Here is a 13,376-nt window from a genome sequence, read left to right as displayed (position 1 = left end):
GCGCTCGCCCTCAGGCCGCCATTTCCCGCCGTGCCAGCGCGCATTGCGACCAGATCTCGCTCAGCGCCGTCACCAGCCGGTCGATGTCGCCGTCGGTGTGGACGGGCGACGGCGTGATGCGCAGCCGCTCGGTGCCCTTGGGGACGGTCGGGTAGTTGATCGGCTGCACATAGATGCCGTGATTGTCCATCAGCCAGTCGCTGATCATCTTGGCATGGTGCGCGTCGCCGACCATCACCGGGATGATGTGGCTGGGATTGGGCAGATGCGGGATGCCGAGCGCGTCGAGCCGCTCGCGCACCATCTTCACCCGGTTCTGGTGGCGCACCCGCTCGACCTGGCTGTCCTTGAGGTGGCGGATCGAGGCGGCGGCACCGGCGGCGACGGCCGGCGGCAGCGAGGTCGAGAAGATGAAGCCGCTCGCAAAGCTGCGGACGAAATCGCAGAGATTCTTCGACGCCGTGATGTAGCCGCCCATCACCCCGAAGGCCTTGCCGAGCGTACCCTCGATCACGTCGATCCGGTCCATCAGCCCTTCGCGCTCGGCGACGCCGCCGCCGCGCGGGCCGTACAGGCCGACGCCGTGGACCTCGTCGATATAGCTGAGGGCGCCGTGCTTTTCGCACACTTCGATAATCTCGCGGATCGGGGCGATGTCGCCGTCCATCGAATAGACGCTCTCGAACGCGACCAGCTTGGCGCGGCCCGGCTCGACCTGGGAGAGGAGCTCATCGAGATGCGCCACGTCATTGTGGCGGAAGCGGAGGCATTCGGCGCGGCTGTGGCGAATGCCTTCGATCATGCTGGCATGGTTGAGCGCGTCCGACAGCACCACGCAATTGGGCAGGCGCGAGGCGAGGGTGGAGAGTGCCGCCCAGTTGGACACATAGCCCGAGGTGAAGATCAGCGCCGCTTCCTTGCCGTGCAGATCGGCAAGTTCGCTCTCGAGCAGCACATGCTGGTGGTTGGTGCCGGAGATGTTGCGCGTGCCGCCGGCGCCGGCGCCGCAGCGGTCGAGCGTCTCGTGCATCGCCGTGAGCACCTTCGGGTGCTGGCCCATGCCGAGATAGTCGTTCGAGCACCAGACGGTGACGTCTTCGACCTGGCCATCCTTGGTCCAGCGGCTGGCACGGGGAAAGTTGCCGGCCTGCCGCTCGATCTCGGCGAAGACGCGGTAGTTGCCCGCTTCGCGCAGAGTATCGAGCTGTTCGGCGAACAGGTTGTCGTAGTTCATTGCCCTCTCCCCAGAAAATCGATTTTGGCGGGCTTAGCCCAGCTGAACAATTTGGCGTCGCGCATCGGCAGCACCAGAAACAGATGTTCGACCACCCCGAGAGCTGCGAGGCCCGCGAGCAGGGTCGCGCTTGCCGCCGCCCCGTCGGCCGACCGTTCGGCGACGGTCCAGGCCCAGACTGCCAGGCCCACGCTGCCCACGATCGAAAACGGGAACAGCGGGTTCAGGCGGCGCTTGCGGAAATAGGTCTTGAGATAGGCGAGATGCTCCGGAAACACCTCGTCGCTCAGGTTCGGCACGCCGAAATAGAGATTGAACTTGGCCGACAGGCGGAGTGCGAACAGCAGTGCGAAGGTCAGCGGTGCGGCCTGGTTGGGCTGCCCCCAGGTAAGCGCGAACAGCGCGAGTGCCGTCGCGGCGATGGCCAGCTCATGGTGGATGACGGTCGCGGTCGCCGCCTTGAATCGTTCCCAGCCGGTCAGTCCGGGCGGACAGGATGCGCGGTTGGGACCGGCGACCTCGCCCATGAGGAAGCTCATCTCGTGCCAGCCCCAGATGGCGATCGCCGCGCCGAAGCCGACATAGGCGCCGTCCACCGTGCTACTGTCGGCATATGTCCACACCAGGCCCATCGCCGCGATCGCCACCACGCCCGCCAGCGAAAGGCTCGTGCGGAAGGTGTCGCGCGGGCGGCTGTCGAGCCAGACGACCGTGGCGGTACCGATGAACCACATCAGAAGCGCGAAAAGGAGGGGCGGCAGGGTCACCAGGCCGGGACCAGACGGACGCTGGCGGGAAGCGGGTTGGCCTCGGCGCGCTGGAAGAAGAGCCGCACGAAGGTCAGGCCCGCCGCCGCCATGGTGCCGAGCCGGCGCGCCTTGTTGAGAAGGCCGGGCTGGCCCCGAAGCGCGTCCATGCGGCGCGAGATCCGCAGCAGATCCTCCATGCGGGCGCGGAACTGCGGCGTATCGGTGTCGATCGTGATGGGGAAAGCCTGGCGGCTGATCTCGGTCGTCAGGCGGAAGACGCTGTAGTCATAGTCGGTGATGTCCATCCCGAAAGCCTCGTACAGCGCCGGACGGGTATGATCGCGCACGTACATCGTCGCATAGACCGAAAGGATGAAGAAACGGATCCACAGGCGGTTGATGCCCTGCGTCATCTTCGGGTCGGCGCGGATCAGCAGTGCCAGCGCTTCGCCATGGCGGAACTCGTCGTTGCACCAGCTCTCGAACCACTCGAAGATCGGGTGAAAGCGATGTTCGGGATGCTTCTCGAGATGGCGGAAGATCCGAATGTAGCGCGCATAGCCGATCTTCTCGGAGAGGTAAGTCGCGTAGATGATGAACTTGGGCTGGAAATAGGTGTATTTCTTGGCCTTGCTCAGGAAGGACAGATCGATGCCGATTCCGGCGTCCTTCAGGCTGTCGTTGATGAAGCCGGCGTGCCGGCTCTCGTCGCGGGCCAGGCACTTCATCAGGCGCTTCATGTCGGGATTCTTCGTGCGCTTCGCGATTTCGGCATAAAGGAGGCAGCCCGAAAATTCGGAGGTCATCGACGAAATCAGGAAGTCGATGAAGTCGCGACGCAGTTCGGGGGGCATCCGCTCGATCACACCGTCGAAAGACTCGTCCTTCTTGAAATGCGTCTTGTTGGGGTCCGACTCCATTTCGTCCATCAGCCCGTCCCACTCGGCACGGACGCGGGAGACGTCGGTTGCATCGAGCGCCTTGAAATCGGTGGTGTAGAAGCGCGGGCTGAGGACCGTCTCGTTCGACACCTCGCGCTTCAGATCCTCCACGCTCGGCATCGCGACCTCGGACGACGGCGCAGCGACGACAGGCGCCGCCGATTTGAGGGCCATGGTGCTCATCGATGATCTCCCGGCGAGAAGCCAATTTCGTATAATTCGGTCAGCGCGAGCCGTGCCTTGATGCGGGTCAAGGCCCGCTCCCACGGCCGGGCGCGGGTCACCGTCGCGGTGCGCCGCTCGGTGAGCGATCCGCCGAAGGGGACGATGATGCGCGCGCCATGAACGATTACGCGGTCCCCCGCGTCGAGCTGGACATCGCTGTCGAGCGTCACATGCGCATGCAGATGCTCGAAACTGTGCGCCACCTCGACGGTGCAGCCGATGTCGAACCGGCGGCTCATTTGAGCAACGCCGCAAAGGTCGCGCGGTTGGTGGCGCCGAAGCTCGAAAGCTCGATCGTCCGGCCGGTCGCGGTGTCGGTCAGCGAAAGCTGCCCATTCGCCCAGGCGGTCAGGCGGAACGGCGGCTCCGCGCCGATGCCGCGCATATGCCGGTCGCGGGCCAGCCCGCGCATCACGCCGCGGGTGAAGCCGGTCTGCTCGCCGGGTGCGATCACTGCCGCCGTCCGTCCGGTCACAACGTCGTCGATCACCACGGCCCCGTCGGCGCGGTCGCGGAAGCGCAGCACGCGCTCGGCGAGTGGCGCAATCTTCTCCTGGGCGCGCAAAGCGACGGGTGAGGCCGCAGGCGGCGTGCCCGTGATCCGCACCATGGTGGTTGCCGTCAGCGCGAACGCGACCATCGCGCCGGCAACGACCAGCGTACCGCGTGGCAGCATATTGGCGTGATTATGTGCGGTGCTCATGCGACCTGCGCCAACGACGGCATCGGCTGCGCCGGGGTTTCGGCGACAGCGATCTGCCCGCCGGGATTGGCCGCGAGGCAGGTCCGCGCTACCAGCGCCGCCACGTTCGCGGCATCGGGTACCGCGCGCAGCATCGGCCGGGGCGTGCCGACCTTCCAGGGCAGGACGTGCGGCCAGAAGGCAAGATAGCCCATCCGGTGGGTGCCCATCAGGGTCAGCGGCAGATCACCGGTTCCGTCGGCGTGGCAGCCCAGGTCGACCGCGGCGATCTTTCCGAGCGGCAGGTTGATGCATTTGGGCACCGCGATGCCGATCCGCAGGACGATGCGCCGGTTGGTGAGCGTGTAGAGCGTCGTCCGCGCCGAAGCGCGGGCCAGCAGATGGAGCAGGCCAAGGGCGACCCCGCCCAGAGCGGTCGTCATGGCAACGCCTGTGATGCTGCCGAAGACTATGGATATGGCGATGAGCAGGGCGAAATAGCCGGCGACCCAGCGCGTGCCGAAAGCCGTCCGCGCCAGGACACGCCACTCGGGCGACCCCTGCCACAGGATGCGCTCGCCCGGTGGCAGCTGTCCTGGCAGGCCGGGGATCGGCTCGATCTCATGCTCGGTCATATGATCGGCTCCTGACGGCCGGCATTGGCGTAGAGATAGCCACCGCCAAAATAGGACGCGACGCGCTCTTCCTCATACAGGGTGATCTGGTCGGCAGCGGAGGGGCGGGGCACGCCTGCGAACTGTGCGGCGTTGATCGCATCGATCACGACGCGGCGACGCCGGCGGTCGACCTTCGCCATCATCATCGGCGCCAATATGCCGTCCTCCATCTGGATGTAGCGGACCAGCCGGTCGGCGGTGTCGATCCACAGGTCGGTGACATGGCCGGCGACGGCACCGTCGGCGCCGATCACCGGCCAGCCGTTCAGGTCCGAATCCTCGCGGGCGATGCCGAAGGCGCTGGCCTTGCTGAGCGGCAGGATGCGCGGGTGACCCTCCATGTCGAGGTCGGGATGCTTGGCGCGCTCGGCCCAGGCGGCCGGGCCGATGCCGTCGACCAGCGGATTGCCGGTGGGCTCGTAGGGCGCGCCGGCGAAGCGATCGGTGCGGCGCGCGGCGATGTCCACCGGTTCGCGGCCCTTGGTCGGTGCGGTGACGAAGCCGTGGCCAAAGGGCAGCCGGAACGTCTTGGTCGACGCGGTGCTGAGCGGGCCACCCGGCGTCTCGACCCGGCCGGTGAACTCGTCCTCGAGCGGATAGCCCTCACGTCTGTCCTCGCGGCGCAGGTAGAAGACCAGGCAGACGAAGAAGAGGACGAACGACCAGAAGACCAACAGGGCGACATCGATGCCGGGGGTGAGTTCAGGGCTCATGGCAGGACCTTTCAGATCGGAAATTCGCTGAGGCCGAAGCCGCGGGGGGTGGACGGGGTAGACCGATAGGTGCGGACGAGCGGTCCGAGGGCGACGAGCGCTGCGACCAGCAGCAAAATCTCTATTGCGTAGACCAGGGCATAGCCCGTCGTCGGTGCGGCCAGCGTCGCTCCGAAGCGGTTCTCTACTGCTGCCGACGACACGGCGTCGCGCATGAGGGCGCCGATCGCAATGGCGAGGCCGGCGGCCGTCGCCTGCACCGCACCCCAGGCACCCAAGGCCAGGCCGGTTCGCTCCGCATCGCCCAGCGCCATCGCTGCCGTGAGCGTACCGACCGAGAACAGGCCCGCGCCGGCGCCGATGAAGGTCGCGCCGATGCCCAGCAGGGCCGGCAAGTGGAGTGGGCCTGCGAAGATCACGCAGAGGAAGGCGCCGATGCCTGCCACGGCGCCGAACCCCGCCAACCGGTGCGGGTCGGCTCCGGCCGAGAGGGCGCGGGCAGCATAGGTGAAGCCGGCGAGCATTCCGACCGCCCAGAGTGCGGTGAGCGAGGTCGTCGCGCCGACCGACAGGCCGAGGATCTGTCCGCCATAGGGTTCCAGCAGGACGTCCTGCATGCTGAACGCTGCCGCGCCCAGTCCGACCGCGACCAGCAGCCGGCGTGTCCGCGCATTGGCGATGAAGGGAGCCCAGACAGTGCGGAAGGCCGGGCGCGCTGGCGCCGGCTGGGCCGAGCGAGGCGCGCGTGCCTCCTGCTTCCAGAGTGCCACGACGTTCAGGACCATCGTCAGCATCGCCGCACCCTGGACGATCTGGACGAGCTTGGTCGGGGTGAAGTCCGCGAGCAGCCGCCCGATCACGAGCGCGCTGACCAGCATGCCGACAAGCAGCATGACGTAGAGCAAAGCGACGACGCGCGGTCGGGAGTCTTCGGTGGCGAGGTCGGTCGCGAGCGCGAGACCCGCGGTCTGCGTCGTGTGCATTCCGGCGCCGACCAGCAGGAAGGCGAGCCCCGCACCGATCTGCCCGACGATGGCCGGGCCGATGCCGCCGCCGGTCATCACCAGCAGCCCGAAGGGCAGCAGCGCCAGCCCGCCGAACTGCAGAAGCGTCCCGAACCAGATGTACGGCACTCTTTTCCAGCCGAGCACCGAACGGTGCGTATCGGAGCGGAAGCCGATGAGCGCGCGGAGCGGGGCGAACAGCAGCGGGAGCGATACCATCGCGGCCACGATCGACGCCGACATGCCCAGCTCGACGATCATCACCCGGTTGAGCGTGCCGGTTAGCAGGACCGCTGCCATGCCGACCGACATCTGGAACAGCGACAGGCGCAGCAGCCGGCCGAGCGGGAGTTCCACCGTTGCGGCATCGGCGAACGGCAGGAAGCGCGTACCGACGCGGTTCCAGAACGCTCCGGTCCGCAAGGCGGCCACGCGGCTCATCCCGGCATCACCTCCAGGGCATGGCTGGTGTAGAAGCCGCTGCCGATACGCTCGCTGCGGCCGATCCTGGCCGACGGCATCGCACCGTCTATCAGCGTGCGGAGCAGCCGCTCGCGGACCGGCTCGATTGCCGGCGAGCGGTTGCCGCGCGGGAATAATTTGCCGATCGCATGCATGACGATGAGCGGCCGGGTCGAGGGCGCGAAAGTGAACAGCAGCGATCCGTCGGTGCGATCGGCAAGGCCGGACAGCACATCGACGATGTCGAATGCGCGATAGTGGATCAGCGAGTCCATCGCCACGATATGGTCAAAGCGGCCGAGCGCGGGATCGAGCAGGTCACCGACCCGCCAGTCGATCTTGAGGCCCTTCGGCGCGCGATGATGGGCGACCTCGACCAGGCTGCGTGCCACGTCGATCGCCACCACCTCGGCCCCGCGCCGCGCCGCCTCGACCGCCAGCGCGCCTGTGCCGCAGCCGGCGTCGAGCAGCCGAAGGCCGGTCATGTCGGCAGGCAGCCACGACAGCAACATGTCGCGCATCCGGTTGCGGCCGGCGCGAACGGTCGCGCGGATGCCGCTGACCGGCGCGTCCGACGTCAGCCGCTCCCAGGTCTTCGACGCCGTGCGGTCGAAATAGGTCTCGAGCGACGAACGCCGATCGGCATAGGTGGAGGAGGGGGCAGCGCTGGCCATCACTCGAACCCCAGAAATTCGAAGATATCGCGATCCTTCATCGGCTCGGCATCGAGCGGGTCGACGCCTGCCCACAGCATCGCTGCGAGCCGCTTATACTCGTCGCAGGCCGCGGCGACCTCGGGCGTCTGCTCCATCTCGAACAGCGTGCATTTCTTCAGGCGCGAGCGGCGGATGGCGTCGAGATCAGGGAAATGCGCGAGGCGCTTCAGGCCGGTGGCCTCGTTAAAGCGGTCGATCTCGTCGGTTGCAGTCGAGCGGTTGGCGATGACGCCCGCCATGCGCACGTCGTAATTCTTGGACTTGGCCTTGATGGCGGCGACGATGCGGTTCATCGCGAAAATGCTGTCGAAGTCGTTCGATGCCACGACGACAGCACGCTCGGCATGCTGGAGGGGGGCGGCAAAGCCTCCGCACACCACGTCGCCAAGCACGTCGAACAGGACGACGTCGGTGTCCTCGAGCAGATGGTGCTGCTTGAGCAGTTTCACCGTCTGGCCGACGACATAGCCACCGCACCCGGTTCCTGCCGGAGGCCCGCCCGCCTCGACGCACATCACGCCGTTAAACCCCTCGAACATATAGTCCTCGGGGCGGAGTTCCTCGCTGTGGAATTCGACGGTCTCGAGCACGTCGATGACGGTGGGCATCAGCTTCTTGGTCAGCGTGAAGGTGCTGTCATGCTTGGGATCGCAGCCGATCTGGAGCACGCGCTTGCCGAGCAAGGAAAACGCCGCAGACAGGTTGGACGAGGTGGTCGACTTGCCGATCCCGCCCTTGCCATAGACGGCGAACACCTTGGCGGTGCCGATCCGGTCATTGGGGTCGAGTGCGACCTGGAGCGAGCCTTCGCCGTCCAGCTTCTTCGCGGGGGGATCAAACAGGGCCATCTTCAAATTCCTTATGCCGCCACCGGGGTGACGCCTTCGAGGCGGTCTTCAAGTTCGTCGCTGGCCGCCTGGAGAGCAGCGAGAGTTTCCGGATCGGGCAGCCAGAACTGGCGTTCGCTTGCCTCGATCAGCCGGTTGGCCACGCGGGCCGATGCCTTCGGGTTGAGCGCGGCGAGGCGCTCGCGCATCGCCGGATCAAGGACGTAGGTTTCGCTGATGCGCTGGTAGATCCAGGGCGCGACCTGCCCGGTGGTGGCCGACCAGCCCATCGTGTTGGTCACGTGGCTTTCGATGTTCCGCACGCCTTCGAAGCCGTGCTTGAGCTGCCCTTCGTACCACAGGGGGTTGAGCATGCGCGTCCGCGTCTCGAGATCGACTTGTTCGGCAAGCGTGCGGACCTTGGTCGGGCCTTGCGTCGCATCGACAATGTAGATCGGCGCGGCGCTGCCCTTTGCGCGCGTGATCGAGCGGCTGATTCCGCCTAGGGCATCGACATAATGGTCGATGTCGGTGACGCCCAGCTCGACCGAATCGAGGTTCTGATAGGCGAGGTCGACTGTCGCGAGCGCAGACTTGAACAATTCCGCCTGACGCGCCGGCTTGCCGTTCGGGCCATAGGCATAGCCCTTCTGCCGCTCGAACACCTCGGCGATCTCGTCAGGATCCGTCCAGGCACCGTCGTCGATCAGCATGTTGACGTTGGCGCCGTACGAGCCTTCGGCATTGGAGAAGACGCGCAGCGCGGCCGTCTGGAGATCGCAGCCGTGCTTGTCGGCATGCGCCAGGCTGTGCTTGCGCACGAAATTGTGCGTCAGCGGTTCGTCGGCCGAAGCGGCGAGCCAGGCGGCCTCCGCAATCATGCGCGTCTGGAGCGGCAGCAGATCGCGGAAGATGCCCGACAGGGTCACAACCACGTCGATGCGCGGCCGGCCGAGTTCCCCCAGCGGCACCAGTTCCGCCCCGGCGAGCCGGCCATAGCCGTCGAACCGTGGACGGGCGCCGATCAGCGTCAGCGCCTGTGCGATCTGGACGCCTTCGGACTTGAGATTGTCGGTGCCCCACAGCACCATAGCCAGCGTTTCGGGCAGCGCGCCGTCGCCGCCGTGCCGTTCGAGCAGCGCATCCGCCTGACGCTTGCCCTCGGCCATCGCGAAGGTGCCGGGGATGCGGAAGGGGTCGAAGCCATGGATGTTGCGGCCGGTCGGCAGCACCTTGGGGTTGCGCAGCACGTCGCCGCCCGGCGCCGGCCGCACGAAGCCACCGTCGAGCGCATGGACCAGCGCATCGAGCTCGCCATTGTGATCCGACAGTTCCGCGCCCGCCGCGATCATCTCCGCGCGCTGAGCCTCGGGGATCGGCTGCCCCAGAATGTGCAGGCCGTGCGGGATCAGCTCACGCTCGATCTCGTAAATCCGGCTCGAAAGCAGTGCGATGTCGCTCGCATCGAGATCTAGCATCTCCGCCGACGCCGCGATCATCGGTTCCACCGCGGCGCGCTCTTCGTCCGACGGCGAGGAGCGCCAGCGCTCGATCAGAGCCTTGAGATCGTTCAGTCCCTTGTACAGCCCGGACTGCGCCAGCGGGGGCGTCAGATAGCTGATCAATGTCGCGCCGGAGCGGCGCTTGGCGATCAGGCCTTCGGACGGGTTGTTGGCGGCATAGAGATAGATGTTGGGCAGGTCGCCGATCAGCCGTTCCGGCCAGCAATCGCCACTCAGACCCGCCTGCTTGCCGGGCATGAACTCCAGCGCGCCGTGCGTTCCGAAATGGAGCACAGCGTCTGCGGCGAAATCCTCACGCAACCAGCGATAGAAGGCGCTGAACGCGTGGGTCGGGGTGAAACGGCCCTCGAACAACAGCCGCATCGGGTCGCCCTCATAGCCGAAGGCGGGCTGGATGCCGACGAACAGGCTGCCGAACTGCGCGCCCAGCACGTGGATGGTGCCGCCGTCGCTCTGCTGCTTGCCCGGCGCTGGGCCCCATTGCGCCTCGATCGCCGCCAGATGCGGCTCGCGGCGGACATGGTCGTCGGCCTGGATCCGCACATGGACGTTGGCGTCTGCGCCGTAGCGTGCGGCATTACCCTTCAGCACCGCGTCGCGCAGCGCGTCGACATCGGCGGGGACAGCGACGTCATAGCCTTCGCCAGCCAACCGGGTCAGCGTCGCATGCAGCGATTCCCAGACCGCGAGATGCGCCGCGGTGCCGGTTGCGCCGGCATTGGGCGGGAAATTGAACAGCACGATGGCAAGCTTGCGTGCCGCCCGTTCCGATCGGCGCAGCGCAACCAGTTTCGCGACCTTGCCGGCGAGCGCTTCCGCGCGCTCCGGGCAGGACTGCATCTCGCGGGTCAGCGCGGCGGCAGGGAAGGTGCAGCCGCGCCCGCAACCGGTGCAGGGCTCGCCGGATCCGTCCGCGCGGCCCCCGAACACGCTGGGCAAGATCGAGCCGTCGAGCTCGGGGATCGCGACCATCATCGTCGCCTCGATCGGCAGCAGCCCCTGGCGGCTCGCACCCCATTGTTGGAGCGACTGGAACTCGAGCGGATGCGCCGCGACATAGGGCACGTCGAGCGCGGCAAGCACCTCCTCGGCTGCCGCCGAGTCGTTATAGGCCGGTCCGCCGACCAGGCTGAAGCCGGTCAGCGACACGACCGCATCGACCGTCGCGCGCCCGTCGTCCACGAAGAAACGGTCGATCGCCGCGCGCGAGTCGAGCCCGCCCGCAAAGGCGGGGATCACGCGCAACCCGCGTGCTTCCAGCGCCGCGATGACACCATCATAATGGCCGGTGTCGCGGCTGAGCAGATAGGAACGCAGCATCAGCAGGCCGACCGTGCCGTTCCTTGCCTTGGCTGGGGGCAGCGCATCGATGCGGTCGGTCATCCGCTCGGCGAGCCGGGGGTGGTACAGCCCGACATCGGGATAGTCGCGGGGGCTCTCGGCGCGCGTCGCGTGGCCGGCATAGCGATGCGCCAGCGCGCGCACCATGTTGACGACATTGTCGTCGGACCCGGCGAGCCAATATTGCAGCGTCAGAAAATAGGCGCGAACATCCTGGGCCGTGCCGGGAATGAACCGCAGCATCTTGGGCAGGCGGCGCAGCATCTTCATCTGGCCCGCGCCCGATGATTTGCCCGATTTGGATGACCCGCGCAGCCGCTTGAGCAGCGCCAGCGGCCCTTTTGCGGGCTTGTCCATGCGATACTCGCCGAGCCGCGTCAGCTTGACGACCTCGCTGCCGGACATCAGACCCACCATTGCCGCGCACGCTTCGCGCCGCGCCTCCAGCGCAGGCAGTACCGCGCGGATATGATCGTCCAGGAACAGCATCGATGCGATGATGATGTCGCCGCGCGCGATGTCGGCGAGGCAGGCGGTGAGGCGCGCCGGATCGCGGTCCCAGTCGGCGGCGGCGTGGAAGCCGATCGTGATGTCGGCCCCGTCTGCGGCAAACCGCGCCGCCGCGCGCTCGGCGGCGCCCGACAGATGGTTGTCGAGCGTGACGATCACGACCCGGAGCGAATCCGGGCGGAGAGGCGCGGTGCTATCGGGCATAATGCGCCTTTGCGTCATACAGCGTGTCGAGGGTGATCGTGGCCACGCCCTGCTCGGCCGCGAACTTTTCGGTGTTCCGCCGCGCCTTGCCGCGGACGAAGAAAGGGATCTTCAGCAGCTCGCGCTCGGCCTCGGGGGCCCAGCCGCCCGCAGTCTGGGCCGGGGCCTCGGTGATGGCTGCTACGGTCGGCTCGGGCGCTGCCGCCGGCTGGGCGCCATGTCCCAGATGGCTGGCTCCGTGTGCGTCGGAAAATTCGAAATCGTCCCGGAACATCGTCAGCAGATGCTCCTCCAGCCCCATCACCAGCGGGTGGACCCAGGTATCGAACAGCACATTTGCGCCCTCGAACCCCATTTGCGGGCTGTAGCGCGCAGGGAAGTCCTGGACGTGGACGGGTGCGGAGATCACGGCGCAGGGAATGCGCAGCCGTTTGGCGATGTGCCGCTCCATCTGCGTGCCGAGTACCAGCTCGGGCTGAAGTGCCTGGATCGCGTCCTCGACGACGAGATAATCGTCGGTGATCAGCGGTTCGACGCCGTAGAGTGCTGCCGCCTCGCGCAGGTCGCGCGCGAATTCCCGATTGTAGCAGCCGAGCCCCACGACCTCGAAGCCAAGCTCGTCGCGCGCCACGCGGGCAGCGGCGATGGCGTGGGTCGCGTCGCCAAAGATGAAGACGCGTTTGCCGGTCAGATAGGTCGAGTCGACCGAGCGGCTCCACCAGGGCATGTTCGACGTATCGAGCGCCGCAGCCGGGTCGACGCCCGCAAGTGCGGCGACCTCGGCGATGAAGGCACGGGTGGCGCCGTAGCCGATCGGCACCGTCCGTACCGTCTTTTGCGCGTAGCTGCGTTCCAGCCAGCGGCACGCGGTATCGGCGATTTCGGGATAGAGGCAGATGTTGAAATCCGCATCCGCCAGCCGCGACAGGTCGGCAGGGGTAGCCCCCAGCGGCGCGACGACGTTGACGTCGATGCCCAGCGTGCCGAGCAGCCGCGTGATTTCGATTACATCGTCGCGATGGCGAAAGCCGAGGGCGGTCGGCCCGAGGATGTTGGCCGATGGCCGCGCCCTGTCGGCGCGCGCCGGCTTGGCGACGCCCGCGCACATCCGGCGCACGAGCTGGTAGAAGGTCTCCGCCGCGCCCCAATTTTCCTTGCGCTGATAGCTCGGCAGTTCGAGCGCGACGACGGGGCAGGGAAGGCGCATCGCCTCGGCGAGGCCCGAGGGATCGTCCTGGATCAGCTCGGCGGTACAGGACGCGCCGACCAGCATCGCCTGCGGCTGGAAGCGCGCATAGGCATCGCGTGCCGCCTGCTGGAACAACTCGGCCGTATCCTTGCCCAGATCGCGCGCCTGGAAGGTGGTGTAGGTGACCGGGGGGCGCTTGCTGCGCCGCTCGATCATCGTGAACAGCAGGTCGGCATAGGTGTCCCCCTGCGGCGCGTGCAGCACATAATGGACACCCTGCATCGCGGTTGCGATCCGCATCGCGCCGACATGGGGCGGACCCTCATAGGTCCATACAGTCAGTTGCATCGACCGCCCTCCGTGCCGTTGGCTGCGAGTG

At 67.1% G+C, this 13,376-nt stretch carries 12 protein-coding genes; all 12 read right to left on the bottom strand.

Going from position 1 to position 13,376, the window contains the following annotated elements; all coding sequences use genetic code 11:
- Positions 1–10: 10 nt before the first annotated feature.
- Genes hemA through bchB form a run of 12 tightly spaced genes read right to left on the bottom strand, consistent with a single transcriptional unit; the run spans position 11 to position 13,345 of the window.
- The gene (hemA, locus tag G6P88_RS07850) at positions 11–1,234 is read right to left on the bottom strand and encodes a 5-aminolevulinate synthase (protein ID WP_165322650.1); all 1,224 of its coding nucleotides are present in this window, start codon (positions 1,232–1,234) and stop codon (positions 11–13) included.
- The gene (gene puhE, locus G6P88_RS07845; protein ID WP_165322649.1) at positions 1,231–2,001 is read right to left on the bottom strand and encodes a putative photosynthetic complex assembly protein PuhE; all 771 of its coding nucleotides are present in this window, start codon (positions 1,999–2,001) and stop codon (positions 1,231–1,233) included. Before puhE ends, hemA begins: the two co-directional genes overlap by 4 nt.
- Positions 1,998–3,044 (bottom strand): magnesium-protoporphyrin IX monomethyl ester (oxidative) cyclase, encoded by a 1,047-nt coding sequence (gene acsF / locus G6P88_RS07840; RefSeq protein WP_165325022.1) that lies wholly within the window; start codon positions 3,042–3,044, stop codon positions 1,998–2,000. The genes puhE and acsF overlap by 4 nt, the downstream gene beginning before the upstream one ends.
- Positions 3,045–3,103: 59 nt before the next feature.
- Positions 3,104–3,388 carry a hypothetical protein gene (locus tag G6P88_RS07835; protein WP_165322648.1) on the bottom strand — a complete coding sequence of 95 codons (285 nt, stop codon included), beginning with the start codon at positions 3,386–3,388 and terminating at the stop codon, positions 3,104–3,106.
- A complete protein-coding gene (gene puhC, locus G6P88_RS07830; RefSeq protein WP_165322647.1) occupies positions 3,385–3,852 on the bottom strand; it encodes a photosynthetic complex assembly protein PuhC in 468 nt (155 codons plus the stop codon). The genes G6P88_RS07835 and puhC overlap by 4 nt, the downstream gene beginning before the upstream one ends.
- On the bottom strand, positions 3,849–4,466 hold the full coding sequence (puhB, locus tag G6P88_RS07825; protein ID WP_165322646.1) for a photosynthetic complex putative assembly protein PuhB: 618 nt from the start codon (positions 4,464–4,466) through the stop codon (positions 3,849–3,851). The genes puhC and puhB overlap by 4 nt, the downstream gene beginning before the upstream one ends.
- Positions 4,463–5,221 carry a photosynthetic reaction center subunit H gene (gene puhA / locus G6P88_RS07820; RefSeq protein ID WP_165322645.1) on the bottom strand — a complete coding sequence of 253 codons (759 nt, stop codon included), beginning with the start codon at positions 5,219–5,221 and terminating at the stop codon, positions 4,463–4,465. The genes puhB and puhA overlap by 4 nt, the downstream gene beginning before the upstream one ends.
- Before the next feature lie 11 nt (positions 5,222–5,232).
- On the bottom strand, positions 5,233–6,666 hold the full coding sequence (locus tag G6P88_RS07815) for a BCD family MFS transporter (RefSeq protein ID WP_165322644.1): 1,434 nt from the start codon (positions 6,664–6,666) through the stop codon (positions 5,233–5,235).
- Positions 6,663–7,361, bottom strand: coding sequence for a magnesium protoporphyrin IX methyltransferase (bchM, locus tag G6P88_RS07810; RefSeq protein ID WP_165322643.1), 699 nt, complete (start codon positions 7,359–7,361; stop codon positions 6,663–6,665). Before bchM ends, G6P88_RS07815 begins: the two co-directional genes overlap by 4 nt.
- Positions 7,361–8,251: a ferredoxin:protochlorophyllide reductase (ATP-dependent) iron-sulfur ATP-binding protein gene (gene bchL / locus G6P88_RS07805; RefSeq protein WP_165322642.1), complete on the bottom strand. Its 891-nt coding sequence runs from the start codon at positions 8,249–8,251 to the stop codon at positions 7,361–7,363. Before bchL ends, bchM begins: the two co-directional genes overlap by 1 nt.
- Positions 8,252–8,262: 11 nt before the next feature.
- Entirely contained in the window at positions 8,263–11,808 is a 3,546-nt protein-coding gene (locus tag G6P88_RS07800; RefSeq protein ID WP_165322641.1) for a magnesium chelatase subunit H, read from the bottom strand.
- Positions 11,798–13,345, bottom strand: coding sequence for a ferredoxin:protochlorophyllide reductase (ATP-dependent) subunit B (gene bchB, locus G6P88_RS07795; RefSeq protein ID WP_165322640.1), 1,548 nt, complete (start codon positions 13,343–13,345; stop codon positions 11,798–11,800). The genes G6P88_RS07800 and bchB overlap by 11 nt, the downstream gene beginning before the upstream one ends.
- Positions 13,346–13,376 lie beyond the last annotated feature (31 nt).

This window comes from Rhizorhabdus phycosphaerae (assembly GCF_011044255.1).
In the GTDB taxonomy this organism is placed as follows: Bacteria; Pseudomonadota; Alphaproteobacteria; order Sphingomonadales; family Sphingomonadaceae; genus Rhizorhabdus; species Rhizorhabdus phycosphaerae.
The sequence above is the reverse complement of the archived record's forward strand: the minus strand, read 5'-3'. Positions and strand labels throughout refer to the sequence as shown.